Raw genomic sequence first — 25,339 nt, 5'->3', positions numbered from 1 at the left:
AAACTTTGTTAAAAGAAAAAATAATCAAATTTGCACTTTTTTTATGTGCTTTTGTAAGCGTGATAGTAAGTTTTGCTATCATGCTTACAATTTTAATTGAAGCTTTAAAATTCTTTCAAAAAGAAAGCGTTGTTACCTTTTTATTCTCAAGTCAGTGGGCAGCTGATGCAGCTTTTATGAATGCAGATGGCACGAGTAAACAAGGTGTTTTTGGGGCGCTATCGCTTTTTTGGGGAACTTTTTATATTTCATTGATTGCTATGCTAACGGCTTTACCTTTAGGGGTTATGTGTGCTATATATTTAGGTGTTTTTGCTGGCAAAAAATCTAAAAATTACTTAAAACCTATTTTAGAAATCATTGCAGGGATTCCTACTGTTGTTTTTGGATTTTTTGCGGCTATAGTTGTAGCACCTTTTATAGTGTGGTTTTTTTCTTTATTTGGCATACAAGCAAGCTTTCAAAGTGCTTTAGGCGCAGGTTTTATCATGGGGATCATGATAGTACCTATAGTGGCTTCTTTATCTCAAGATTGCATTGAAGCAGTAAGCGAGAAAAGGATTAATGGCGCTTATGCTTTAGGTATGACAAAAAAAGAAGTGGTTTTTGCCGTGATTTTACCTGAGGCTATTCCTGGTATAGTTGCAGCTTGTCTTTTAGGACTTTCAAGAGCCTTAGGCGAAACTATGATAGTGGTGATGGCAGCTTCTTTGCGTCCAAATTTAACTTTAAATTTTTTAGAAGATATGACAACGGTAACGGTAAAAATCGTAGAAGCTTTAAGTGGAGATCAAGCTTTTGATAGTTCTTTGGCTTTAAGTGCTTTTTCTTTAGGTTTGGTGCTTTTTGTCATCACTTTAATCATCAATATGTTTAGCGTTTATCTTATCAATCGCTTTCACAAAAGGAAAAATTTATGAAAAAACTTTTTAAAAAAAGACAAAAAGCTTCAAAGTCTTTTAAAAGACTTTGTAAAATGGGGCTTTATATTAATTTAATTTTTCTTTGTATCTTTTTAGGAAGTGTGGCTTATCTTGGATTTCCTGCTTTTAAGCAAACTTATATTTTTGTAGAGGCTAATAGAAATTCTCCTGCTTATGATCTTTTATCTCGCGCAGAACAAAGAAAAATAAGAACAGGACAAATCACTGAAAAATCTTGGCTTTTGGCAAATTCAGAAGTAGATCAATATATGAAGCAAAAATATAATCGCCTTAGTGAAAAACAAAGAACTTTAGTCGATGATCTTGTGCAAAAAGGCGAGATAGAGCTTAAATTTAATAGCAATTTCTTTTTAAATGGGGACTCAAAATCTCCTGAAAATTCAGGAATTTTATCTTCAGTTGTAGGGACTTTGCTTGTTATGCTTGTTTGTATGGTTATGAGTGTTCCTATAGGCGTTGCAGCGGCAATTTACTTAGAAGAATTTGCACCACAAAATATCCTTACACATTTTATAGAAGTGTGTATTAACAACCTTGCAAGTATTCCTAGTATCTTGTTTGGACTTTTAGGACTTGGAGTGTTTATCAATCTTTTTGGAATGCCTCGTTCAAGTGCTTTAGTGGGTGGGCTTACTTTGGCGATCATGAGTTTGCCTATTATCATTGTTTCAACCAAAGCGGCCTTAAAAAGTGTGGATATCAATATGAAAAATGCTGCTTATGCCTTAGGTATGACAAAGGTTCAAATGGTAAAAGGTATTATGTTACCTTTGGCTATGCCTATGATTTTAACAGGTTCTATTTTAACTTTAGCTCAAGCTATAGGCGAGACTGCACCTTTGATGATTATCGGTATGATAGCATTTATCCCTGATGTAGCTAGTTCGATTTTTGATCCAACTAGCGTTTTACCTGCTCAAATTTACTCATGGTCGGCTATGCCAGAGCGTGCATTTTTAGAAAGAACAGCAGCGGGTATTATTGTGCTTTTAGGACTTTTAGTCGTGTTAAATCTTAGTGCAATATTATTAAGAAAATATTTTCAAGGAAAATTAAAGTGATAGCAAAAACAACAAATTTAAATTTATTTTATGGAAAAAAACAAGCTTTATTTGATATCAATATGCAAATAGAGCAAAACAAAATTACTGCACTCATCGGTGCTTCAGGATGTGGTAAATCCACTTTTTTGCGTTGTTTTAATAGAATGAATGATAAAATTGCAAAAATCGATGGTTTAGTGGAAATTGAAGGAAAAGATGTTAAAAATCAAGATGTAGTAGCCTTGCGTAAAAATGTAGGCATGGTTTTTCAACAACCTAATGTTTTTGTAAAAAGCATTTATGAAAACATCTCTTATGCACCAAAACTTCATGGTATGATTAAAAACAAAGATGAAGAAGAAGCTTTGGTGGTGGATTGCTTGCAAAAAGTGGGGCTTTTTGAAGAGGTTAAAGATAAATTAAAGCAAAATGCCCTAGCTCTTTCAGGCGGACAACAACAACGCCTTTGTATCGCAAGAGCTTTAGCGATCAAACCTAAACTTTTGCTTTTAGATGAGCCAACTTCTGCACTTGATCCTATAAGTTCAGGCGTGATTGAAGAGCTTTTAAAAGAATTAAGCCATAATCTTTCTATGATCATGGTTACGCATAATATGCAACAAGGCAAACGCGTAGCTGATTATACAGCATTTTTTCATCTTGGAGAGCTTATAGAATTTGGTGAAAGTAAAGAATTTTTTGAAAATCCAAAACAAGAAAAAACCAAGGCTTATTTAAGCGGTGCTTTTGGGTGAGATTTATACAAAAACAAGTATCTTTGTATTAAAATTATATCCTTAAAAAAGAAATTTATAAGGATATAATTTTGTTTGAAACACTTTTAAAACTAAGCGAAGAACCTTTAAAAAGCAAGATTAAGGATTTGTATTTTTCTAAATTTAATTATGTAGGTGCTAAGATTGATTTTTGTATCACTCAAAATTTAGGACTTTTGGGTGAAATTAATTTGCTTTGGGCTGAAGCCAAACAAGGAAAAAGTGAGCTTAAAAAATCTTTTGTACAGCTTGTGCTTACCATAGGAAAATATAAATTTTATACAGAGCAAACTCCAAATTTACTTTGTGCTTTTGATGGAGAAAAGATAGCTTTTTTACCCTTTGCTTGTTTGCAAGAAATTTTTTATCAAAGCGATATAAACTTTAGTGTAACGCCTAGCAATCATACAAGTGAGCAGTTTTTAAAGCTTCTAAAAGAATTAGATAGTATTTTAAATACAGCACAAATTTTTTATTATGAAAAAAATGATGAAGAATTAAAAACTTTCATAAAAGAAAATCTTACAAGTGAAAATATAAGTAAAATTAAAATCGATAAAAACAATTTTGTAAGCATTTATCATAAATGGAATAAAATGGTTAAAGATACTATCAGTATTGATTGGAATTTGGCTAAAAAAAGCGGGATCATAGATGCTGATTTTTATTTGGCTGATTTGCTTTCAAGTGAAAATGAAACCATCAGTCAAAATTTATTTGCCATTCTTAAAAAAGATTATTATGAGTTTAATAAAACAAAAAGTGATTTAGGCTCTATCATTAACGAACGCACTTCTTTTAAAGATAATCAAAAAGCTCATCATGAATTTTGGGCGATTTATGAGCGTCCTCCAAGGGAAGAATTTTGGGATTATATTATAAAACGCAGAGATTTGCTCGTAGATCAAGATGTAAGAGAGCGAAAAGGAGCATTTTTTACCCCAAGAATTTGGGTGGATAAGGCTTGCGAGTATCTTTCTAAAACTTTTGGGGAGGATTATGAAGAGGGGTATTATATATGGGATTTAGCGGGTGGAACAGGAAATTTACTAGCAAATTTTACAAATAAAAAAAATATCTTTTGCTCTACTCTTGATAAAGCCGATATAGATGTGATACATGAGCGTATAAAAAATGGTGCGAATTTGTTTGAAAATCATGTTTTTCAATTTGATTTTTTAAATGATGAATTCTTTGATGAAGTGGATGATAAGGGTAAAATTATCCAAAAATCAAAATTACCTTTAATTTTGCAAGAGATTTTAAAGGATGAAAATAAACGCAAAAAATTAATAATCTTTATAAATCCACCTTATGCAGAAGCTGGAAATAGCTCTACTATGTCTGGAACTGGAAAACATAAAACTGGTGTTAGTCTTGATAATTATGTTTATAAGAAATATAAAGTTATTTTAAGTAGTGCTAGAAATGAACTTTTTGCGCAATTTTTTATAAGAATTTATAATGAAATCGAAGGAGCTATACTAGCTAGTTTTTCCACTTTAAAATATGTAAATTCTACAAATTTTATAAAATTTAGACAAGCTTTTAAGGCTAAGTTTTTAAAAGGTTTTATAGTGCCTGCTTATACTTTTGATAATGTAAAAGGAAATTTCCCCATAGGATTTTTGATATGGAATACAAATAAAAAAGAAGATCTTAAAAAAATAAAACTTGATGTATTTAATGAAAATGGAAATTTTTTAGGTAAGAAAAATTTTTATTGTAATAATAATTTACATATTGGTAAATGGATATCTAAGTTTAAAAACAAAAATATATTATTGAATTTAGGAATGATGAATACTGGTAGAATGGATTTTCAGCACCAAAATCTTGTTTATATTATGCACGATACAAGAGATGCTGGACATTCTATATTTTTAAATTATGACAATTTATTAGCTTGTTCTATATTCTTCTCAGTGCGTCATGCTATAAGTGCTACTTGGGTAAATGATAGGGATCAGTTTTTATATCCTAATGATTTATATGAAAATGATGATGAGTTTAAAAGTGATTGTTTAGTTTTTATGCTTTTTCATGGACAAAATCGCATAAGTGCAAAAGAAGGGATAAATCATTTCATACCTTTTAGTGAAAAAGAACTAGGTATCACAAAAGAAGCTTTTGAGAGTGATTTTATGTATAAATTTATAAAGGGCAAGATAAAAGATGAAAATTCGCTTTTTGGTGATGAGTTAGTAAAGATAGAATTCAGTCTTGAAGCTCAAGAGCTCTTAAAAGCAGGAAAAGAACTTTTTAAGTATTATCACACACATAGCGAGGATAAAGGCTATCTTGTCAATGCTTCGTTTTATGATATCAAAGAATTTTTTCAAGGTAGGGATGAAAAAGGTAAGATGAATAATCCTGCTAAAGCAAAAGATGAATATTATAAAGCTTTACTGAGTGATTTAAATGCAAATTTAAAAATTTTAGCCAAAAAAATAGAGCCAAAAATTTATGAATACGGCTTTTTAAAAGAATAATCATGGCAAAAAAACAACTTTCCCTAACAAAACTCAGTGTTCCTATTTTTTGGGATTTGCTTTCAAAATACCTTACTATCATCATCAATACCGCTATGGTGTCGCATTATTCTAATTTTCTTGTTGGTGCTATGGGCGCTGGAAATCAAATTTTAGATCTTTTTATCACTATTTTTTCATTTTTAAGTGTGGGTTGTAGTGTGGTGATCGCACAAGCAATTGGTGCAAAAGATCATGTTTTAGCAAGAAAAGTGATTCATCAAAGTTTGTTCTTAAATGCACTTTTAGGCTTTGTATGCGGTGTGCTTATTTTATGGCATGGGGAGTATTTGCTTTATCTTTTAAAAATTCCACAAGAATTGCTCAAAGATAGCGAAATTTACTTACATATGCTTGCAATTTGTTTGTTTTTTGATGCCATAGGTATTGTTTTAGCTGCTATTGTAAGGGTTTATAATATGGCTTATTGGGTCATGTTTATAGGTTTTTTGATGGATATAGTGGTGATTTGTGGAAATTATTATGTTTTGCATTATACAAAGTCAGAACTTTTTGGAATAGGGCTTAGTAATATTTTTGCTCGCATTGTTGCTATAGTTGCTTTGTTTGCGATACTTTTTTATAAACTTAAAATTCATCTTAAAATCAAAGAAATGATAAAACTTGAAAAAGAAGTTTTAAAAAAGGTTTTAAATATAGGAGGATTTTCAGCAGGGGAAAATCTTTTGTGGATAGTCCAATACACTATAGCTTTTGCTTTTGTAGCAAGCTTAGGTGAGGCGAGTTTGAGTGTGCAAACGATTTATTTTCAAATTTCAATGCTTATCATGCTTATAGGACAAGCTATAAGCATAGCTAATGAAATCATAGTAGGTAAATTAGTCGGTGCTAGATATGAAAATATCGCTTATAAACATGCTTGGCGTGCTTTATATTTTAGTGTAATAGCGAGTGCTTTAGTGGCGTTTTTAAACTATCTTTGTCAAGATTTTACTATGCAAATTTTAGGGCTTAAAGAAGAGCTAAAAAATTTAATGATACCTTTATTTGCTCTTTCAATCTTTCTTGAAATTTCACGAACTTTTAATATAGTTATGGTTAATTCCTTGCGCGCAAGTGGCGATGCTAAGTTTCCATTTTTTAGCGGACTTGTTTTTATGATGGGGGTATCTTTGCCTGTGGGTTATGTGCTTTGTTTTCATTTTAATCTTGGAATTTTAGGGGTTTGGATAGGATTTTGTGCAGATGAGTTTTTGCGTGGAATGGTAAATTCATACAGATGGAAAAGTAAAAAATGGCAAGGCAAAGCTCTAGTTTAAAATCATTTATTTATAAAGATGAGTGCTATTTTTATTCTAAAAAATGCATAAAAACTTTAAGATTAAGGCTAAATGAAAAGGGTGAATTTGTTCTTAGTATTCCTTATTTTTGCACCTTTAAAAGTGTTTATGAGTTTTTAGATAAATCAAGTTCTTGGATGAATGAGGCAAAAATAAGATTTGAAAAAAAAGCCTTAAAAGATGATGAGTTAATCTTTTTAGCTAAAAAATATAAAATTATTTTTGATGAAAATGCCAAAAAAATTTATTTTGATAAAGATAAAATAATTTGTCAAAATAAAGCAAAATTAGATTTATTTTTAAGACAAAATGCTAAAAAGATTTTTACTTTTTATCTTAAAAAATGGAGTAAAAAAACAGGCTTATTTTACACGCATTTAAGCATTAAAAATATGAAAACGCGTTGGGGTTCTTGCAATCACAATAAAGCTTATATTAATTTAAATTTAAAACTCATTCAAAAGAGTTTAAGAGCTATTGAATATGTGATTTTGCATGAAATTAGCCATTTAAAATTTCCCAATCATAGCAAAGAATTTTATACTTTTATAGAGCATTTTATGAGTGATTTTAGGCAAAGAGAGAAAGAATTTTTAAGTTAAAAATGTTATATTTATAGTTTATTTTTCAAAAAAGGCATAATATGACTTTGGATTTTGATTTTATTTATAATGCAGATAATGATATTTTTGAATATTTATTGCGTTTTTATGCGAAAAATTACAATTATATCCTTAGTAAAGAAGAAAATACTTATCATTTTTCTATCGATGCAGATGAAGAAAATTTAAAGACTTTTTGCGATTCTTTGAATTTCATGAGTCATAGCGTTTTTTTGAAAAAATTTGATGTAAAAGCGGGGCATGGTTTTAACCCTTGTATGCCAGAGGATAAAGAATTTTCAAGATTTTCTTATATTACTCATTTAAATTCTAATGCGTATCAAGAAAAAAAACTTTTAAACAAAAACGAATGGGGCGTGTTTTGTGAGTGTGAATTTTCAAGCAATTTATCAGAATTTGAAAAAATCAATGAAGAAAATTTCAATACTTTTTTAAATCTTGCTTTTGATTTGTTAAGTCAAGAAAAAAAGATTTATTTAAAAGATAAAAATGGTATTTATGAATTTTCTTTGTTTAAGAACGAATTTATAGGAGATTTTTTGCTTCCTTGTGATATTAAGGCTATAAATTCAGTTTTTGTTTGTTCAAATGAAAATTTAAAATTTCTTGCAAGTTTAGAAAAACCTTTGATGAAACTAAGGCTTAATGCCATGTTTAGAAAAAATCACAATCTTGATTTTAATGATTTTAAGATCAGACTTGCTAGGGATTTGTTTTGTTTTGCTTTAGGTTTAAAACTTTTTGAAAATGAATATAAATTTTTGAGCGTAAAAAAGATAGAAGAATATCAAAAAGATTTTTATATCAGTGCTTTAGATGAGCAAGTGGTGGTTTTGGAAGGCTTTGAATTTATCAATGCTAAGGCAAGAGAGCTTATTTTTTCTAAAGCAGATAAAAATATGGCAAGAATTTCTTATCTTGTAAGCCGTTATAAAGAAAAGGCTTTTATTTTAGAGCTTAGTAAGGATTATGAAGATATTTTGCTTGTCAATAAAGAGCTTAATTTACTTAAACTTTCCTTGCCAAAACACAGCAAAGAACTTTATGAAGAAATTAAAAAAGATGAAATTGGTGCAAGGCTTTTAGAAAATTTTAGCAAGGAATTTCCTCTTTTAGATGAAAATTTTGAGCTTCAAAACAATTTTTATTCTTTGCTTGGGTTAGTAGGTAGAGTGCTAAATTTGGGTAAAAATTTACAAGAGAGTGTTAGCGAGCTTTTAAAAATCGCTGATGAGTCAAAAATGCCTCGTGGAGTAAAGATTGATTATCGTTTGAAAGAAGATAAAAGTTTTGATTATACAAGAACCTTAAGATCTGCTATGAGTTTTATGTTAGCAGGTGTAGATAGTGCTAATATCGCTTATGGAGCGGTTGAGAGTTTGGCTTATTTCTTACGTGATACTTATGATGAATTAAGAGAGAAAAAGCAAAGTGATTTAGCGCTTATAAGTGGATCTTTGTTTGAACATAAATCTTTGCTTAAAAATACTTTAAAACATCTTAAAAATTGTCAGTTAAGCAATGTACCACTTAGGGTATAAGATCAAAATTTCAGGCTTAGTTCAAGGGGTGGGTTTTCGCCCCTTAGTTTATGAACTAGCTTTGAAATCAAAGCTTTTTGGAGAGGTAAGAAATGATGGTTTTGGGGTAGAAATCATCCTTGCTTGCACTCAAAAAGAATGTGAAAATTTCATAGAAAATTTAAAAAATCATCTTCCACCTTTAGCAAGAATAGATCAGCTTATAATCACGCAAATTTCTATTTCAAACTATGAGAATTTTAGCATTACTCCTTCTTTAGAGAATACAAAAAGCACGCCTATGTTAAGCGATTTTGCGCTTTGTAAGGAGTGTAAAAAAGAATTTTTTGATGAAAAAAATCCACGCTTTTTATATCCTTTTATCACTTGCACACATTGTGGGCCACGCTTTAGTATTATAAAAAGTCTTCCTTATGATAGATTTAATACCTCTATGCAAGAATTATTGATGTGTGAGTTTTGTAAAAGTGAATACGAAGATCCTAAAAATAGGCGTTTTCATGCCCAGCCTATTAGTTGTCCTAAATGCAAAATCAATGTTTTTCTTAAAAATCCAAAGGGTGAAATTTTAGCTAAAGATCAAGAAGCTTTTATGCAAAGTGCGAAGTTTTTAAAGGAAGGTAAAATTTTAGCCATAAAAGGCATAGGTGGTTTTCATCTCATGTGCGATGCTTTTAATGAAGAAGCTTTAAAAACTCTAAGACTTAGAAAAAATCGCCCTAAAAAACCTTTTGCTTTGATGTGTAAAGATTTACAAAGTGCTAAAGAACTTGCCTTTATAGATGAAAAAGAAGAAGCTTTGCTTGGTGGGGTTTTAGCTCCTATTGTGATTTTAAAGGCAAAAAAAGCCTTTTCTTTAATCGCTCCTGATGTTGATAAAATCGGTATTATGTTAGCTTATACACCTTTACATCTTTTGCTTTTTGAGTATTTTAAAGGAAGCCTTGTAGCAACGAGTGCAAATTTAAGCGGAGAAAGTATTATTAAAGATGAGTTTAATTTGTGTAAAAAACTTGATAAAGTTTTTGATTTTTATTTGGATTATGATAGGGAAATTATCAATGCAAGTGATGACAGCATAGCTCAAGTGGTAAATGGTGAAACTATGTTTTTGCGTACTTCAAGGGGTTTAAATCCTTTTTATTTGGAAAGAAATTTTAATAAAAAAGGCACTTTTTTAGCTTTAGGTGCGGAACTTAAAAATGAATTTGTGATTTTTTATGAAAATAAACTTTTAATTTCTCCTTATATAGGGGATTTGAAAAGTCTTGATGCGCATGAGAGATTTTTTAAACTTTTAGAATTTTTTAAACAAAATTATGATTTGAAATTTGATGCGATTTTGTGCGATAAACACCCGCATTTTAGCTATGCAAAAGAATTTGAAGAAAGGATTAAAATTTCTCATCATTATGCGCATTTTTGTGCGGCTTATTTTGAATATGAAGAAAATTTTGCAAAAGATGAAAAGGCTTTAGCTTTTATTTGTGATGGAACAGGTTATGGCGAAGATGGTAAAATTTGGGGTGGAGAAGTTTTTGTAGGAAATTTAAAAGAATATGAAAGAATTGCACATTTTGAAAATTTCACTCTTATAAATAGTGATATTAAAAATATACAAAATTTAGCCTTAAGTCTTATTTTTCATTATGATTTAGAAGATAAGGCTAAGGATTTTTTAGCAAAAATTCCAAAAATTAAACTTAAAAATCTTAAAAAAATTTATTCTCATTCTAACTTACAAACAAGTTCTTTAGGACGCATTATCGATGCTTTTGGAAGTATTGTTTTTAACTTAGAAAAAAGTTCTTATGAAGCTCAAGTTGGCTTAATGTGTGAAGCTTTTTATGATAAAAATCTTGATTTTTCTTATAAGCTTTTTGTAGAAAAAGGGCAGGTTAATTTTAAAAATTTAATCCTAGGGGCTTTGCAAGATGAAAAAACTAAGGCGATTACAGGTATGTTTAATGCCTTGGCAAATTTTATCATAGATTTTAGCAAAGATTATGATTTAAAAGTGCTTTTAAGCGGAGGGGTTTTTCAAAACAAAACCTTGCTTGAAATTTTAAAAGCTAAAAATTTTGATTTTTTTATACCTTTAAAGTACCCTTGTAATGATAGCTCCATAGCCTTAGGACAAATGGTGCATTTTTTAAATTTAGAAAAATAAAGCAAATATTCTAAAAACTCATAATTTTTTAATGCTTTTAAGGTTAAAATGAAACAAAAAATATATAAGGAAAGAAAATGTGTAAAGATTGCGGCTGCTCTATAAATTCAAGCCATACGCATGGTCATCATCACGATCACCATCATGAAAATCCAAGCTTAAAAGAGGGTAAAACCATAGAAGTGATTTCTAAAATTTTAAGCAAAAATGATGAAGAAGCTAAGCATAATAGAGCGCATTTTAATGAAGCTAACACGCTTTGTATCAATTTAATGAGTTCTCCAGGTAGTGGAAAAACCACGCTTTTAGAAAGCACGATTAAGGCTTTGAAAAATGAACTTAAAATTGCTGTGATTGAAGGGGATTTAGAAACCAATAATGACGCTCTAAGGGTAAAAAATGCCGGAGCTTTGGCGTATCAAATCACTACAGGGCAAAGCTGTCATTTGGACGCTTTTATGGTGCATGAGGCTTTGCATCATTTAGCCATTGATGATGTGGATTTGCTTTTTATAGAAAATGTTGGAAATTTGGTTTGTCCTGCAAGTTATGATTTAGGAGAGCATTTAAATGTGGTTTTGCTTTCGGTAACTGAAGGAAGTGATAAACCGCAAAAATATCCTGTGATGTTTAAAAAGGCTGATATAGTTTTAATCACAAAGGCAGATTTGGCTCATCATTTTGATTTCGATATTAAAGAGGCGACTAGGTTGATTAAAGAATTAAATCCTAGAGCAGATATTATCACTCTTGATGCAAAAAATGGCACTAATATGGAGCTTTGGTATAAGGTGCTTAAACTTAAAAAGGAGCTTTTTTAATGTGTTTGTCTATACCTTCTGAAATTTTAGAAATCGATGAATTAAACAATGCTTTAGTACAAACTTTAGGTGTGAAAAGAAAAGTTAATTTGGATTTGATTGATGAGCCTTTAAAACAGGGCGATTATGTCTTAATCCATGTAGGCGTTGCTATGGAAAAAATTGACAAAGAAGCTGCACTAGAAAGCATTAAAACCTATCAAGAAATAGTAGAAAAAATGAATAGTGGAGAGATAAAAAGTGATGAGGGAGATTTGGGTTTAAATGAATTTCATCGATGAATTTAGAGATAAAGAAAGCATTTTAGCTTTAAAAAAACTTATAGAACAAGAACTTAAAAATCCTATCAATATCATGGAAATTTGCGGTGGGCATACGCATAGTATTATGAAATATGCCCTGCCTTCTATTTTGCCAAAGGAAATTAACTTTATCCATGGGCCAGGATGTCCTGTTTGTGTTATGCCAAGAGTTCGCATTGATACAGCTATTAAGCTAGCCTCCATGAAAGATACGATTTTTTGTACCTTAGGGGATCTTTTAAGGGTGCCTGGAAGTGAAATTTCTTTACTGGATTTAAGAGCTAAAGGGGCTGATGTTAGAGCACTTTATTCTCCGCTTGAAGTTTTGGAAATCGCTAAGCAAAATTTAAACAAAAATATCATCTTTTTTGCTATAGGTTTTGAAACCACTACGCCTATGAGTGCTTTACTTCTTCAAAAGGTTATAGAAGAAAAAATAAATAATGTCTTTTTTCATATCAATCATATCACGGTTCCAGCACCTGTGGAAGCGATCATGAATGATGAAAATGTAAAAATCAATGCTTTTTTAGGCCCTTCTCATGTGAGTGTGATAACAGGTTATGGTATTTATGAGCCTTTAGCAGCAAAGTTTAAAACCCCTATAGCGGTGAGTGGTTTTGAGCCAGTTGATATTTTAGAAAGTGTGTTAAATATCATAAAACAAAGCAATGAAGGCACTTTTAAAGTGTATAATCAATACAAAAGAGCCGTAAGCAAAGAAGGTAATGTTAAAGCACAAAATTTAGTAAAAAAATACTTTAGGGTGTGTGATTTTGAATTTCGTGGCTTAGGACTTATTAAAGATGGAGGCTTGGAGTTAAAAGAAGAATTTAGCGCTTACGATGCGAGTAAAAAATTTGATTGTACGGTGCAAAGTAAAAATGAAAGCAAAGCCTGTATTTGTGGGCAAATTTTAAGAGGTTTGGCCAAGCCTTATGATTGTAAAGTTTTTGGTAAGGCTTGTACGCCAAGAAGTCCTATAGGAAGTTGTATGGTTTCTGGCGAGGGTGCTTGTGCGGCGTATTATAAATACTCAAAGGTGAATGTATGAAAAATATTTCCTTAGCCCACGGAGGTGGCGGAGAAGAGATGAACGAGCTTTTAACTAAGCTTTTTAAGATCTTTGATAATGAAATTTTAAATGCAAATAATGATGCAGCGATTTTAGGAAATTTGGCTTTAAGCACGGATTCTTTTGTTTTAAGTCCGATTTTTTTAGATGAAGAGGTCAATATAGGCAAACTTTGTGTTTGTGGTTCTATTAACGATGTTTTGATGGTAGGTGCTAAGCCAAAATATCTAAGTTTAGGGCTTATCTTAGAAGAAGGTTTTGAGCTAGAAAAACTAGAACGCATTTTAAAAAGCATTAAAGAAGAATGTGAAAAATGCGGAGTTATGTTAGTTTGTGGCGATACTAAAGTTGTTCCTAAGGGCAAAGCAGATGAAATTTATATCAACACTACAGCCTTAGGTGAAATTATTTCTAAAAAAGAAAGTAAAAATATCAAAGCAGGGCTTAGCATACTTCTTTCAGGTGATATAGGAAGGCATGGAGCTAGTGTTTTAATCAAAAGAAATGAGTTAGAAGCTGATGTTAAAAGTGATTGTAAGGCTTTGGATAAAGAGGTTTTAGAGCTTTTAGAAAAAGATATAAAGGTTGTAGCAATGAGAGATGCTACTCGTGGGGGGCTTAGTGCGGTTTTAAATGAGTGGGCAAAGCAAAGCGGAAATGATCTTTTGATCTTTGAAGAAAAAATCATCGTTCAAGATGAGGTTTTAGGACTTTGCGAGCTTTTTGGTTATGAAGCTTATGAGCTTGCAAATGAAGGCACTTTCATACTTTGCGTGGAAAAAGAAGATGAGTTAAAAGCCTTAGAAATTCTAAAAAAATACAATGCAAATGCGAGTATTATAGGAGAAGTTTTAGAAGAGAAAAAAGCACGTGTGATCTTACAAAACGCTTATGGGGCAAAACGCTTTTTAGAAAGTCCTAAAGGCGAGCTTTTACCAAGAATTTGCTAATGCACGAATTAAGTATAGTAGAATCTTTAATCGAACTTTGTGAAGAAAATGCCTTAAACAATAAGGCTTACAATGTGCAAGAAATTTATGTAAAAATCGGGCGTTTGAGTGGTATAGAAGTGGATCTTTTTAAGCGTTGTTTTGAAACTTTTAAAGAAAACTCAAATATTTGTAAAAATGCTAAACTTTTTATAGAACTTGCTCCACTTGAAATTTTATGCTTAAAATGTGATCAAGTAAGCATTTTAGAAGAAAATGTTTTTAAGTGTCCTAAATGTCAAAGTATAGAATATAAAATCACACAAGGTGAGGACTTGCACCTTATGCGACTTGTGATGGAGTGAGATGATAAATTTAGAAACATTGTTTTTTGTTTGATTTTACATAATTTTTAGTATTATAATAAAATAAAATTTTTAATTTTACAAGGATTAAAATATGTTAAAAGATAAATTATTGCAAGATTTAGAAGAACATTTTGAAACTTTAGGACAAGTTAGAAATTTAGCACAAAATTATGATGAGAAATTATTTGATTATCTTTTAGAAGAAAGTAAATATAAAGAAGAATTTAAAAGTAGATTTTTTATTTTTAGCAAAAAAACTTTGGTTTTTAAGCTTAATGATTTTTTGAATTTTTTAGATCTTAGAAGCTTAGGTGGTAGTTTTACAAGCTATGCTAACAAAATAGGACTTGCAAATAAAACAAAATCTCTTTTAAAAACAAATAACGAAGTAGTATTAAATTTTGCTTTTAAAGATGGTGTTATAAAAGGCGGACAAAGCAAAGATGATGAAATTCAAAATGAAATATTTTTCAATGAAATACTAGCTCGTGATGAAATAGATGTGTTATTTGATAAAAAAGCTTTGCAGAATTTTGAATTAATAGGCGAAAGTAAAAATCCACAAGAATATTTAAAAGATAATCCAAATTTACTTATAAAAGGCAATAATTTACTAGCACTACATTCTTTAAAAAAGCTTTATGCAAATAAAGTAAAATTAATCTACATTGATCCACCTTATAATACAGGTAATGATAGTTTTAATTATAATGATAAATTTAATCACTCTACTTGGCTTACTTTTATGAAAAATCGTCTTGAAGTAGCTAGAGAATTTTTAAGAGATGATGGTGTGATTTTTGTGCAATGCGATGATAATGAACAAGCATATTTAAAAGTGCTTATGGATGAGATTTTTGGAAGAGATAATTTTGTAAGCTGTATAACTTGTAAAGTTAAAAGTGCTGGAGGACTTACAACAGATACAGAGATGTTTTTTAATTGTGTAGAATATATATTATGCTATGGAAAGGGTATAAAATTATTAAATTATAATTCAATAAAGATTGAAACTGAAGTTATAAATTCATTTTCTAAGACAGCAAGTCAGTATAATAGTAGAATATATAATATAGATCTAAGTAAAAAAGAATTTATTGTGGAAAAAGATAAGATTAAATATTACAGAATACCAAAAGGAAGCTTTACTATTGAAAGATTACCTATAAAGTCAATGTCAGAAAAGGATTTTTTTGAAATTAGAAATGAAGTTTTTAGACTTACGGCTCTTAGTGGTGGTATTGGAAAAAAATTGAAAAGACATATTGAAGACTTTACTAATAGTGAAGATTTGTTTATATTTGAGTACATTCCTTCAAAAGGGAAAGATAAAAATAAATTAAGTCAATATTTATTATATAAAAATCAGACAATTACCATGCTTAATAAACTTATAAAAGTTGATAATAAGAATGAAAAAATAATAAAATTAGAGCCTATTAGTAACATTTTTACTGATGATTTTTGGCAAGGTATATCAAATGAAGGGCAAATTACATTAAAAAATGGAAAAAAACCTGAAGCCTTGCTTCAAAGAATTATAGAAATTTCCACAAACGAAAACGACATAGTAATGGACTTTTTTGCAGGAAGTGGTACTACTTTAGCTGTTGCTCATAAAATGAAACGCAAATGGATAGGCATAGAGCAAATGGATTATATAGAAACTATCACAAAAGAAAGACTTAAAAAAGTAATAGAAGGCGAACAAGGTGGTATCAGCAAAGCAGTAAATTGGCAAGATGGTGGAAGTTTTGTTTATGCTGAGCTTATGCCTTTAAATGCAGTTTATAAAGAAAAAATACAAAATTTAAATGATGAAAAAGAGCTAGATGGTATTTATCAAGATTTAAAAACTAAAGCTTTTTTAGATTATAGAGTAGATATAAATGAAATTTTAAAAGATAAAGAATTTGAAAATTTAGACTTAGAAAGCAAAAAAGAAATTTTAAAGCTTGTTTTAGATTCTAATATGGATTATGTTTTATATGGTGATATAAAAGATGAAGATTATGCTATATCTAAAGAAACAATAAAACTTAATAAAATATTTTATGGTGATGAAAATGTTTAGCAAAAAACTACATGAGCTTTTACAAGATGAATTTGGAAAAAGAGGTATAGAGCAAATAGAAATTCCTTTTTATATAAAAGAGAATTTATCAAAAGAGCTAAGAGCCTATCAAGAAAAAGCTCTAAAGTATTATTATGCAAATTTTGATAGTATAAAACAAAGACACTTAATGTTTAATATGGCAACAGGAAGTGGAAAAACACTTATAATGGCAGCTTTAATGCTAGATTGTTATAAAAAAGGATATAGAAATTTTATCTTTTTTGTAAATTCTACTTCGATTTTAGAAAAAACGAAAGCAAATTTTGCCAACAAATACTCAAGTAAATATCTTTTTAAAGAAAATATAAATATAGATTCTAAAAATATAGAAATTAACATTATTAATAATCTTTCTGAAAGTAAAGATGACTGTATAAATATATATTTTACCACCATACAAGCCTTGTTTTCTCTTTTTAAAAATGAAAGGGAAAATTCTTTAAGTTTTGAAGATTTAAAAGACAAAAAGCTTGTATTTTTAGCTGATGAAGCTCATCATTTAAATAGTGATACTAAAAGCAAAAATGAAAATGAGATCAAAGAAGGTTGGGAAGCTATTATAAAAAGAGCTTATGAGAGCAATAATGAAAATTTATTGTTTGAATTTAGTGCTACTATTCCGCAAGAATTTAATGTATTAGAAAAATATCAAGATAAAATCATTTATGAATACACCTTAAGAGAATTTTGCAAAGATGGATATTCTAAGCGTATATTTTTAGTTAAGTATGATAATGATAGTTTAGAACATAGACTTTTAGGAGCAGTACTTTGTAGTCTTTATAGAGAGTTGTTGGCTCAAAAATATAATATCGTATTAAAGCCTGTTGTTTTATTTAAGAGTGAATCTATAAAAGAATCTATGCAAAATCAAGAAAAATTTATAGATTTTATAGATAATTTAGAAAGCTTGCATATAGAAGATTTTTATAAAAATATAAACAAAGAAAGCGATCTTTTAAATAAAAGCTTAGAGTTTTTTAAAAAAGAATATCAAAATACTTATGCAAAAACTATTGTAAATTTTTTGAAAAATAATTTTAAAACGCTTTATATGTTAAACACAAATGATGATAAAGAGCTAGAAAAAAATCAAATTTTACTTAATAGCTTAGAAGAAAAAGATAATCAAATAAGAGTTATTTTTTGCGTTGATAAACTTAATGAAGGTTGGGATGTTTTAAATCTTTTTGATATAGTTAGGCTTGGAAATAAAAAGGCAAGCAAAACAATAACCACAAAGGAAGCGCAACTTATAGGAAGAGGTGCTAGATATTATCCTTTCAAAAGCGATTTGTTTGATTTTGATGATGAGTTTAAATTTAAAAGAAAGTATGATAGTGATCTTGAAAATGAGTTAAATGCTTTAGAGAAATTAACTTATCATACTAGAAATGATGTTGAGTTTATCAAGCAACTCAATGAAAGCATGAATAAAGAAGGATTATTATTTGAGGAGGAAAAAACACGCATAGATTTAATAGTCAATGAAAAAATAAAAGAGATTATTAAAAATAACAAAATTTATTACGCTAATAATAAAAGAATCAAAAAGCGTGATTTGAAAAATTTTTACATTACAAGAATTGAGATGGAACAAAAAATAAAAGGTTTGCAAATTCCTTATTTTTCAAATTCTATAAAAGAAAGTGAGGAGAAATTTGAAGAAATCAAAGAAGAATATGATCTTCAAAAACCATCTGCTCTTAATCATATAGATAATATATATTTTTTAAAAGCTATGAATATATTAGGACTTGATTTTAACAAAATCAATGAAAATTTTACCTTTAAAAGCAAAAAAGATTTTATAGAAAATTGTTTAAAAAATACAGTTGTTTGTTTTTCAAAACGACAAGAATTTAATCAAATAAATAATCTTGAAATAGTCAAATATATTTTAGAAAATTTTAAATCGCTCAAGCAAAACATAAAACAAGAATACGAAGTAAGTGAGTTTATAACTCATGAATTTAATATAGGTAATAAGGTAGTATTTAAAAATAAAGAGAATTTCAAGGAAATGAATTTTGAGTGGCTTTATCACAAAACTTTTTGTTTTGATAGTAATTTAGAAAAAGAATTTTTAAATTTTATAGAAGTGAAAAAAGATGAAATCAATAAAGTGTTTTCTAAATGGTTTGTTATAAGAAATGAAGGCTTTGAAGAATTTAAAATTTATGACAATAGAAAAGATGAAGTAACTTATGCTATGGGATTTGAACCTGATTTTATTTTCTTTGGTAAGAAAAATAAAGATGATGATAATTTTTTAAGTATACAATGTTTTATAGAAACAAAAGGGGAGCATTTAGCAATAGCAAAAGATGCTTGGAAGGAAGAATTTTTAGAGACTTTAAAAGGAAAAATCATAACCACTAAGGATGATAAAAAATTAACTCTTCAATCTTTACCGTTTTTTATAAACAAGAACTTTAATATAAATGATAAATTCCTTAGTAGTTTTGATGAATTTGTAAGTTTTCAAGATGAAAGATAAGTAATATTTATTTTTACCAAGTATAAATCTAGCTTTTCAAAATCCTTGCAAGTTTAAGCAAATTTGAAATTAAAAATTCTTTTTTTACGAGCTTAGAATTGGTTTTAAGCTCGTATTCGCATTTAAGCAAAAGAGTGAAAATTTCTTTATATTGTTCGATTTTTAAACTAAAGGCTTGAGAGCTTAAATTTTGTCCCACTTGAGGAGGTGGAGTATAGCCTAAAAGATCTTTAAAGTCAATTTTACCATTGACTTTAGCATAAAGTGCGATTTTAAACAAACGATAAAAAGAATTATACAAAGAGTTGATTAAAGCAATTTCATTAAAATTATCTAAAATTTTTTCAAGTTCGCTTTTAAAGTCTTGTTTCTTTAAAATTTTCTCAAAAAAGCTTTCAAAACTTCCTGTATTCAAACTATAGCAGTATTGTTCTATGGTTTTTTCATCTACTCTTAAACCACTAAATTTATTAAGCTCACTCGCAGCAAGATATAAGTTTTCATCAAAACTTGTAAAAAGAGTAAATAAAGCATTTTGAGTGATTTCAACCCCTAGTTGTTTTGCTTTTATGCTTAAAAGCTCCACGCCTTCTTTAGCTCCGTTAGCTTTAAAAAATCTTACAAAATGAGGAGAGAAAATTTTTTCTATATCGCTTTGTTTAGAACTTTCATCATAAAGCTCTAAAAGAAAGAAATTGTCCGTATTGTTTTTACAAAGATCTACTAAAACTTTAAGATCTTTTGTTGGAATTTTTTTAGAAGTTTTAATTTCGAGTAATTTTTTTTCACTAAAAAGCGATCCTGCGCTTAAAAAATCACTCGCACGAGTGAAGTTGTATTCTTCAAAAAAAAGTTTCAAAGTTTCATCGGGCTTATATTTTTCTTTTATAAATTCAGCATAAAGTTCGCTTTGAAAATTATCTGCTCCATAAAGAAAGAAAAAATTAGGTATTGAATCTTTAGAAAGTAAGATTTGAAGCTCTTTTCTATACATTTTCTTCCTTTATAAGTCTTTGGGTGATTTTAGCATAAATTTTTGCCATAACTATATCCGCTTCCATGATTTGTACTTCAACATTTTCTAGCAAATTTACACGCGTATCATAAAGGATTATATCCGCTCCTTTGATTTCATCATCTAGTTTGGCTATGCAAACTCCATCATTTTGGACAACTAAAGCTTTAAATTTTTTGCCTATATTTTTAGCTGCCCATCTAGCAAATTTTCTATCCATAAAATCAAAAGCAACCTTATCCGCCTCTCTTTCAAGTGTGCTAAGATTCTCACAAGTACTTTCTATGTTTAAAAGTAGATAATTAAAAAGTTTTTCATCGTTTTTTTGCTTGGCTTTTAAAAGTCTGTGCAAAATAAGATCAGAATACCTTCTTATAGGGCTTGTAAAATGTGAGTATTTATCAAAACCTAAGCCAAAATGTCCCGCATTGACGCTAGAATATTCCGCTTTTTTTTGTGCTTTGATGATGAGTTTATCTACTTCTGCTCTTAAATTTAACTCATCGGCTAAAGCTTGTATGTCGCGTATGAGTTCAGGAAGATTGGGCTTAAAATTTACATCGATGCCTAGTTCGCGTAATTCATTTAAAAGCTTATCGATTTTTCTTACATCAGCACTTAAGTGATTTCTAAAAACACCTATATCTATGAGTTTTGCTGCGGCTTTATTGGCTAAAAGCATACAATCTTCGATCAAATTATGTGAAGGCGTGTCTTTTTCAAAAACTGTACTTTTTAGACTTAAATTTTCATCTAAATTCATTCTTAATTCTTCGGTGCGAAATTCAAAGGCATTTTTAAGACGCATTTTGCGTAAATTTTTTGTGATTTTAAAAAGCTCATAAAGCCATGAAAGCTCTTTTAAATCAGGTTTTTGTATCAAAATTTCATCAACTTCATCATAATTAAAACGGCGTTTTGAGTTGATAATACCTTCAAAAAGTTCTTCTTTTATGACTTTATTTTCATGATCGAGTGTGATTTTAAAACAATACGCTAAGCGATCTAAATGAGGTTTTAAAGAACAGATATTTTCACTTAAAGGATGCGGTAACATAGGTATAGCAATATGTGGAAAATAAATAGAAAATCCACGATTTCTCGCTTCTTTATCTATAGCACTATAAGCATAAACATATTCGCTAACATCAGCAATAGCTACATAAATTTCTCGTTTTTGGATGTCAAAATAAATCGCATCATCAAAATCTTTTGCATGTATAGGATCTATGGTGCAAAAAGGCAAGGCTCTTAAATCCATGCGATTTTCATACATACTCGCATCAACGCTATCACCGTTTGCTAGAGCTTCCTTGATACAAGCGTCGCTAAATTCGTTATTTTTATTAAAAAGAGCTAAGGAGATTTTTTCATCCACGCTTTCATCATCGATATGTCCTAAAACTTCTATGATATTATTATTTTCATTTTCTATTTTTAAAATTGTCCCTAAAGGTAGTGCTTTTAAGGATTTTTGAGAAGCTTTTAAGGCAGTGCTTAATCCTGTTTTGATATTCATTCCAAGCACGGCTTCGCCATATCTTTTGGTGATCACTAAAGAGGTTTCATTAGCTCTTTTTAGAACTAAAATCACCTTTGCACTGGGACGTTTTTTCTTTAAAGGTAGAAGTTTTACCGCGACTATATCTTTATAGTTTGCGCCTTTTAGGTTTTTGTTTTCTATCAAAAGATCTTTTTTGAAACTTTCATCAAAGCATTGTAAAAAACCTGTGCCTTTGTTTGAAATATCAAGTACTCCAAAGGCAAAACCATTGTTAAGATAGTATTTGTTTTTGTGTTCTTTGATGATATGATTGGTTAAAAGTTCTCTTAAAATTTGTTTAAATTCATTGCTTACTTCATGAGAACTAATGCCATAACTAAGACTGTTTAAAAATTCTTTCACTTTTGATACTTTATGATTTTTTATAAAATTCTTACATAAAGTTTATAAAAAAAATATGAAATTTATACTTTAATTGCTATAATAGTATCTTTAATTTTTGAATTTTTAAGGAGTGAATATGGCTATTACAGTATATTATGATAAAGATTGTGATTTAAATTTAATCAAATCAAAAAAAGTAGCAATTATAGGCTTTGGCTCTCAAGGACACGCTCATGCGATGAATTTAAGAGATAATGGCGTAAATGTAACTATCGGACTTCGTGAAGGTAGTGTAAGTGCTGTTAAAGCGAAAAATGCTGGTTTTGAAGTGGTGAGTGTGAGTGAGGCTTCTAAGACAGCAGATGTGATTATGATTTTAGCTCCTGATGAAATTCAAGCAGATATTTTTAATGTCGAAATAAAACCAAATTTAAGTGAAGGCAAGGCTATAGCTTTTGCACACGGTTTTAATATCCATTATGGTCAAATTGTTGTTCCAAAAGGTGTAGATGTTATCATGATAGCACCTAAAGCACCAGGTCATACAGTAAGAAATGAATTTACTCTAGGTGGTGGCACTCCTTGTTTAATAGCTATCCATCAAGATGAAAGCAAAAATGCTAAAAATTTAGCCTTAAGTTATGCAAGTGCGATCGGGGGTGGACGTACAGGTATTATAGAAACAACCTTTAAAGCCGAAACAGAAACAGATCTTTTTGGTGAGCAAGCTGTGCTTTGTGGTGGACTTAGTGCTTTGATTCAAGCAGGTTTTGAAACTTTGGTTGAAGCAGGTTATGAACCTGAAATGGCTTATTTTGAGTGTTTGCATGAAATGAAACTCATTGTGGATTTGATTTATCAAGGTGGTATTGCAGATATGCGTTATTCTATTTCAAATACTGCAGAATACGGCGATTACATCACAGGGCCAAAGATTATCACTGAAGAGACTAAAAAAGCGATGAAAGGTGTTTTAAAAGATATACAAAATGGTGTTTTTGCAAAAGATTTTATCTTAGAACGCCGTGCAGGTTTTGCTAGAATGCATGCAGAACGCAAAAATATGAATGATTCTTTGATAGAAAAAACAGGACGCAATTTGCGTGCTATGATGCCTTGGATCAGTGCTAAAAAATTAGTAGATAAAGATAAGAACTAAACATTGTCAAAGAAAAAATTAGTTCAAATTCAGCGTTATTTAATCATAGCTATACTTTTTTTACTTTGCATAGCTTTAGCTTTGGGAATTTTAGTAAAATATCAAAATTCCCAAGATGTTTCTTCTGTTAAGCCGGATTATTTTATTGATAAACAAGAAGATTTAATTTCATTAAATAAAGATCATTATGAAATTGGTATTTTTCAAGAGAATGAGTTTGATAATAATAAATCTGTAAGTATTTTAGAGCAAAAAATTCAAGAAATTGATGATTTAAATACAAGTTTAAATGAGCAAAATTTAAGCAGTGTGGAGCAGAATTTAAGTTTAGAGCAAAATCAGAGTTTAGAACAAAATTTTATTCTAAAAGATACAAATTTAACCCAAGATCAAAATTTAACTTTTAATGAAGATATTCATTTAAATAAAATTTCTAAAAAACCAAAACTTGCTATTATTATCGATGATATGGCAAATACAAGTCAGGTTAGAGGTTTAAAAGCTTTAAATTTAAAGTTAAATCCTTCTTTTTTTCCGCCAGATAAAAACCATAGCGAAACGCCAAAACTTGCTTTAAAATTTGATTTTTATATGGTGCATTTACCTTTAGCAGCGATTAATTACAATAAACCCGAGCTTGATACTTTAAATCCAAATGATAGCAAAGAAAGAATTTTTAAAAAAATCAAGCAAATTAAAAAAGATTTTAAGGATTTAAGATACATCAATAATCACACGGGAAGTTTATTTACAAGCAATGAAGAAGCTATGAGAAAGCTTTATGAGGTTTTAAAAAATCAAAATATATTTTTTGTAGATTCTAAAACTATAGGAAATTCTAAAGCAAATAAAATAGCCAAAGAGTTAAATGTTCCTTATATACAAAGAGATGTGTTTTTGGATAATGAAGATGATGTTAATTATGTTAAAAAACAAATTCAAAATGCAGTAAAACTTGCACAAAAAAAAGGTTTTGTTATAGCCATAGGACATCCTAGGAAAAATACTTTTAAAGCTTTAGAGCAAAGTAAAGATTTGTTAAAAAGCGTTGATCTTGTGTATTTGAGTGAAATTTATGGCAAGTGAAATTTTGCCTGATGAATTTTTAGAACTTTTTAAAGATTTAAAAAAGCCTCCTAAAAAATTACACTATAAAGGAAATTTATCTTTATTAAAACAAGATAAAATTGCTATTATAGGTTCAAGGCGTATGAGTGTTTATACGAAAAATTGTGTTTTTTCCTTAGCGAGTATGCTTAAAAATGCTCATCTTTGTGTGGTAAGTGGCGGTGCTTTGGGTGTGGATATCACCGCAAGTATGGCGGCTATGCCAAATACTATAGGTATTTTTGCTAATGGTTTAGATCAAATTTATCCAAGAACTAATGAAAAAATCATTAAACAAATTTATGAAAATGCTTTGGCTTTAAGCGAATACGAAGATGATTATTTGCCAAAAAATTATGACTTTTTACTAAGAAATCGTTTGGTTATTGCTTTAAGTAAGGCCGTTGTAGTTGCACAAGCAGATATAAAAAGTGGTTCTATGCAAAGTGCAAAACTTGCTTTAGAACTCAATAAACCTTTATATGTTTTACCGCAAAGACTAGGAGAAAGTACAGGGACTAATTTGCTTTTAAAGGAAAATAAAGCAAAATTGATTTGTGATTTCAAAGAATTTGTAAGTGAGTTTGCAAGTATAGATATAAATCAAGATGAGTTTTTAGAGTTTTGTAAAAAAGGTGTGAGTGTTGATGAGGCTTTAAAAATTTATGGACAAAAAGTTTATGAATATGAACTTGAGGGAAAAATTTCCATAGAAGGGCTTTTTATAAGGGTTTTAGCATGAGAGCTTTGGCTTTAGATGTAGGTTTAAAACGCATAGGTGTAGCGCTTTGCATAGATAAAAAGATCGCTTTGCCTTTAGATGCAGTTTTAAGAAAAAATCGCAATCAAGCCGCTAATGAAATTAAAAATTTACTTAAAATACATGAGATTTCTTTACTCATTGTTGGCATTCCTAAGGGTGGATCAAGTGAAGAAGAAATGACAAGACGCATTAAGCATTTTGTTTCTTTGCTTGAATTTGATAAAGAAATTTGCTTTGTAGATGAAAGCGGAACAAGCAAAGAAGCTTTAGGATACGGTGTAGCCAATACACGCAAAAAAGATGGTAAATTAGACTCTTTATCCGCTTTTATCATGATAAAGGATTATTTTGCTCTCTAGAATAGAAA

General features: G+C 29.5%; 21 protein-coding genes. 19 read left to right on the top strand and 2 right to left on the bottom strand.

Annotated features, from left to right (window positions below; translation table 11 throughout):
• The first annotated feature begins 5 nt into the window (after positions 1-5).
• The 15 genes from pstC (at position 6) to BGS40_RS02950 (ending at position 19,040) form a co-directional block, all read left to right on the top strand.
• Complete coding sequence (gene pstC / locus BGS40_RS03020; RefSeq protein ID WP_002776292.1) at positions 6-920, top strand: phosphate ABC transporter permease subunit PstC; 915 nt, start codon at positions 6-8, stop codon at positions 918-920.
• Positions 917-2,005: a phosphate ABC transporter permease PstA gene (gene pstA, locus BGS40_RS03015; protein ID WP_087691782.1), complete on the top strand. Its 1,089-nt coding sequence runs from the start codon at positions 917-919 to the stop codon at positions 2,003-2,005. Before pstC ends, pstA begins: the two co-directional genes overlap by 4 nt.
• Positions 2,002-2,742, top strand: coding sequence for a phosphate ABC transporter ATP-binding protein PstB (pstB, locus tag BGS40_RS03010; RefSeq protein WP_002776307.1), 741 nt, complete (start codon positions 2,002-2,004; stop codon positions 2,740-2,742). The genes pstA and pstB overlap by 4 nt, the downstream gene beginning before the upstream one ends.
• A 71-nt stretch (positions 2,743-2,813) precedes the next feature.
• Entirely contained in the window at positions 2,814-5,255 is a 2,442-nt protein-coding gene (locus tag BGS40_RS03005; protein WP_096738354.1) for a hypothetical protein, read from the top strand.
• Between the two features lie 2 nt (positions 5,256-5,257).
• Entirely contained in the window at positions 5,258-6,574 is a 1,317-nt protein-coding gene (locus BGS40_RS03000) for an MATE family efflux transporter (RefSeq protein ID WP_087691780.1), read from the top strand.
• Positions 6,550-7,197 (top strand): M48 family metallopeptidase, encoded by a 648-nt coding sequence (locus BGS40_RS02995; protein WP_052861534.1) that lies wholly within the window; start codon positions 6,550-6,552, stop codon positions 7,195-7,197. Before BGS40_RS03000 ends, BGS40_RS02995 begins: the two co-directional genes overlap by 25 nt.
• A gap of 41 nt (positions 7,198-7,238) precedes the next feature.
• Positions 7,239-8,759, top strand: coding sequence for a hypothetical protein (locus tag BGS40_RS02990; protein ID WP_096738353.1), 1,521 nt, complete (start codon positions 7,239-7,241; stop codon positions 8,757-8,759).
• Complete coding sequence (gene hypF / locus BGS40_RS02985; protein ID WP_052794070.1) at positions 8,740-10,929, top strand: carbamoyltransferase HypF; 2,190 nt, start codon at positions 8,740-8,742, stop codon at positions 10,927-10,929. The genes BGS40_RS02990 and hypF overlap by 20 nt, the downstream gene beginning before the upstream one ends.
• Before the next feature lie 77 nt (positions 10,930-11,006).
• Positions 11,007-11,750: a hydrogenase nickel incorporation protein HypB gene (gene hypB, locus BGS40_RS02980; RefSeq protein WP_004304654.1), complete on the top strand. Its 744-nt coding sequence runs from the start codon at positions 11,007-11,009 to the stop codon at positions 11,748-11,750.
• Positions 11,750-12,031, top strand: coding sequence for a HypC/HybG/HupF family hydrogenase formation chaperone (locus tag BGS40_RS02975; RefSeq protein WP_002776342.1), 282 nt, complete (start codon positions 11,750-11,752; stop codon positions 12,029-12,031). The genes hypB and BGS40_RS02975 overlap by 1 nt, the downstream gene beginning before the upstream one ends.
• Positions 12,015-13,106 carry a hydrogenase formation protein HypD gene (hypD, locus tag BGS40_RS02970; protein WP_002785902.1) on the top strand — a complete coding sequence of 364 codons (1,092 nt, stop codon included), beginning with the start codon at positions 12,015-12,017 and terminating at the stop codon, positions 13,104-13,106. Before BGS40_RS02975 ends, hypD begins: the two co-directional genes overlap by 17 nt.
• Positions 13,103-14,077: a hydrogenase expression/formation protein HypE gene (gene hypE, locus BGS40_RS02965; protein WP_052779044.1), complete on the top strand. Its 975-nt coding sequence runs from the start codon at positions 13,103-13,105 to the stop codon at positions 14,075-14,077. Before hypD ends, hypE begins: the two co-directional genes overlap by 4 nt.
• Positions 14,077-14,421: a hydrogenase maturation nickel metallochaperone HypA gene (hypA, locus tag BGS40_RS02960; RefSeq protein ID WP_002876687.1), complete on the top strand. Its 345-nt coding sequence runs from the start codon at positions 14,077-14,079 to the stop codon at positions 14,419-14,421. Before hypE ends, hypA begins: the two co-directional genes overlap by 1 nt.
• 94 nt (positions 14,422-14,515) lie before the next feature.
• Entirely contained in the window at positions 14,516-16,498 is a 1,983-nt protein-coding gene (locus BGS40_RS02955) for a site-specific DNA-methyltransferase (RefSeq protein ID WP_096738352.1), read from the top strand.
• Positions 16,491-19,040, top strand: coding sequence for a DEAD/DEAH box helicase family protein (locus BGS40_RS02950; protein WP_096738351.1), 2,550 nt, complete (start codon positions 16,491-16,493; stop codon positions 19,038-19,040). The genes BGS40_RS02955 and BGS40_RS02950 overlap by 8 nt, the downstream gene beginning before the upstream one ends.
• Before the next feature lie 28 nt (positions 19,041-19,068).
• Here BGS40_RS02950 and holA read toward each other — a convergent pair whose 3' ends face one another.
• Complete coding sequence (gene holA, locus BGS40_RS02945) at positions 19,069-20,034, bottom strand: DNA polymerase III subunit delta (RefSeq protein ID WP_061405832.1); 966 nt, start codon at positions 20,032-20,034, stop codon at positions 19,069-19,071.
• Positions 20,027-21,961, bottom strand: a complete 1,935-nt coding sequence (locus BGS40_RS02940; protein ID WP_096738350.1) for an RNB domain-containing ribonuclease — start codon at positions 21,959-21,961, stop codon at positions 20,027-20,029. Before BGS40_RS02940 ends, holA begins: the two co-directional genes overlap by 8 nt.
• A 118-nt stretch (positions 21,962-22,079) precedes the next feature.
• On the opposite strand from BGS40_RS02940, the gene ilvC reads away from it, so the two are divergent.
• Genes ilvC through ruvX form a run of 4 tightly spaced genes read left to right on the top strand, consistent with a single transcriptional unit; the run spans position 22,080 to position 25,331 of the window.
• Positions 22,080-23,102 (top strand): ketol-acid reductoisomerase, encoded by a 1,023-nt coding sequence (ilvC, locus tag BGS40_RS02935; protein WP_058000803.1) that lies wholly within the window; start codon positions 22,080-22,082, stop codon positions 23,100-23,102.
• A 3-nt stretch (positions 23,103-23,105) separates the two neighbouring features.
• Positions 23,106-24,188 carry a divergent polysaccharide deacetylase family protein gene (locus BGS40_RS02930; RefSeq protein ID WP_096738349.1) on the top strand — a complete coding sequence of 361 codons (1,083 nt, stop codon included), beginning with the start codon at positions 23,106-23,108 and terminating at the stop codon, positions 24,186-24,188.
• Positions 24,178-24,951, top strand: coding sequence for a DNA-processing protein DprA (locus BGS40_RS02925; protein WP_002866495.1), 774 nt, complete (start codon positions 24,178-24,180; stop codon positions 24,949-24,951). Before BGS40_RS02930 ends, BGS40_RS02925 begins: the two co-directional genes overlap by 11 nt.
• Positions 24,948-25,331, top strand: coding sequence for a Holliday junction resolvase RuvX (gene ruvX / locus BGS40_RS02920; RefSeq protein WP_002852281.1), 384 nt, complete (start codon positions 24,948-24,950; stop codon positions 25,329-25,331). The genes BGS40_RS02925 and ruvX overlap by 4 nt, the downstream gene beginning before the upstream one ends.
• The last annotated feature ends 8 nt before the right edge of the window (positions 25,332-25,339 follow it).

Source organism: Campylobacter sp. 107 (assembly GCF_002383835.1).
In the GTDB taxonomy this organism is placed as follows: domain Bacteria; phylum Campylobacterota; class Campylobacteria; order Campylobacterales; family Campylobacteraceae; genus Campylobacter_D; species Campylobacter_D jejuni.
Note: the sequence above shows the minus strand (reverse complement) of the source record. Positions and strands in the feature narration are given on the sequence as shown.

What these genes read in the sequence shown, in the direction of transcription:
- pstA (WP_087691782.1), top strand. Translation starts at nt 917, where the DNA reads ATGAAAAAACTTTTTAAAAAAAGACAAAAAGCTTCAAAGTCTTTTAAA.
- BGS40_RS03000 (WP_087691780.1), top strand. Translation starts at nt 5,258, where the DNA reads ATGGCAAAAAAACAACTTTCCCTAACAAAACTCAGTGTTCCTATTTTT.
- BGS40_RS02995 (WP_052861534.1), top strand. Translation starts at nt 6,550, where the DNA reads ATGGCAAGGCAAAGCTCTAGTTTAAAATCATTTATTTATAAAGATGAG.
- BGS40_RS02990 (WP_096738353.1), top strand. Translation starts at nt 7,239, where the DNA reads ATGACTTTGGATTTTGATTTTATTTATAATGCAGATAATGATATTTTT.
- hypF (WP_052794070.1), top strand. Translation starts at nt 8,740, where the DNA reads ATGTACCACTTAGGGTATAAGATCAAAATTTCAGGCTTAGTTCAAGGG.
- hypB (WP_004304654.1), top strand. Translation starts at nt 11,007, where the DNA reads ATGTGTAAAGATTGCGGCTGCTCTATAAATTCAAGCCATACGCATGGT.
- BGS40_RS02975 (WP_002776342.1), top strand. Translation starts at nt 11,750, where the DNA reads ATGTGTTTGTCTATACCTTCTGAAATTTTAGAAATCGATGAATTAAAC.
- hypD (WP_002785902.1), top strand. Translation starts at nt 12,015, where the DNA reads ATGAATTTCATCGATGAATTTAGAGATAAAGAAAGCATTTTAGCTTTA.
- hypE (WP_052779044.1), top strand. Translation starts at nt 13,103, where the DNA reads ATGAAAAATATTTCCTTAGCCCACGGAGGTGGCGGAGAAGAGATGAAC.
- hypA (WP_002876687.1), top strand. Translation starts at nt 14,077, where the DNA reads ATGCACGAATTAAGTATAGTAGAATCTTTAATCGAACTTTGTGAAGAA.
- BGS40_RS02955 (WP_096738352.1), top strand. Translation starts at nt 14,516, where the DNA reads ATGTTAAAAGATAAATTATTGCAAGATTTAGAAGAACATTTTGAAACT.
- BGS40_RS02950 (WP_096738351.1), top strand. Translation starts at nt 16,491, where the DNA reads ATGTTTAGCAAAAAACTACATGAGCTTTTACAAGATGAATTTGGAAAA.
- holA (WP_061405832.1), bottom strand. Translation starts at nt 20,034, where the DNA reads ATGTATAGAAAAGAGCTTCAAATCTTACTTTCTAAAGATTCAATACCT.
- ilvC (WP_058000803.1), top strand. Translation starts at nt 22,080, where the DNA reads ATGGCTATTACAGTATATTATGATAAAGATTGTGATTTAAATTTAATC.
- BGS40_RS02925 (WP_002866495.1), top strand. Translation starts at nt 24,178, where the DNA reads ATGGCAAGTGAAATTTTGCCTGATGAATTTTTAGAACTTTTTAAAGAT.
- ruvX (WP_002852281.1), top strand. Translation starts at nt 24,948, where the DNA reads ATGAGAGCTTTGGCTTTAGATGTAGGTTTAAAACGCATAGGTGTAGCG.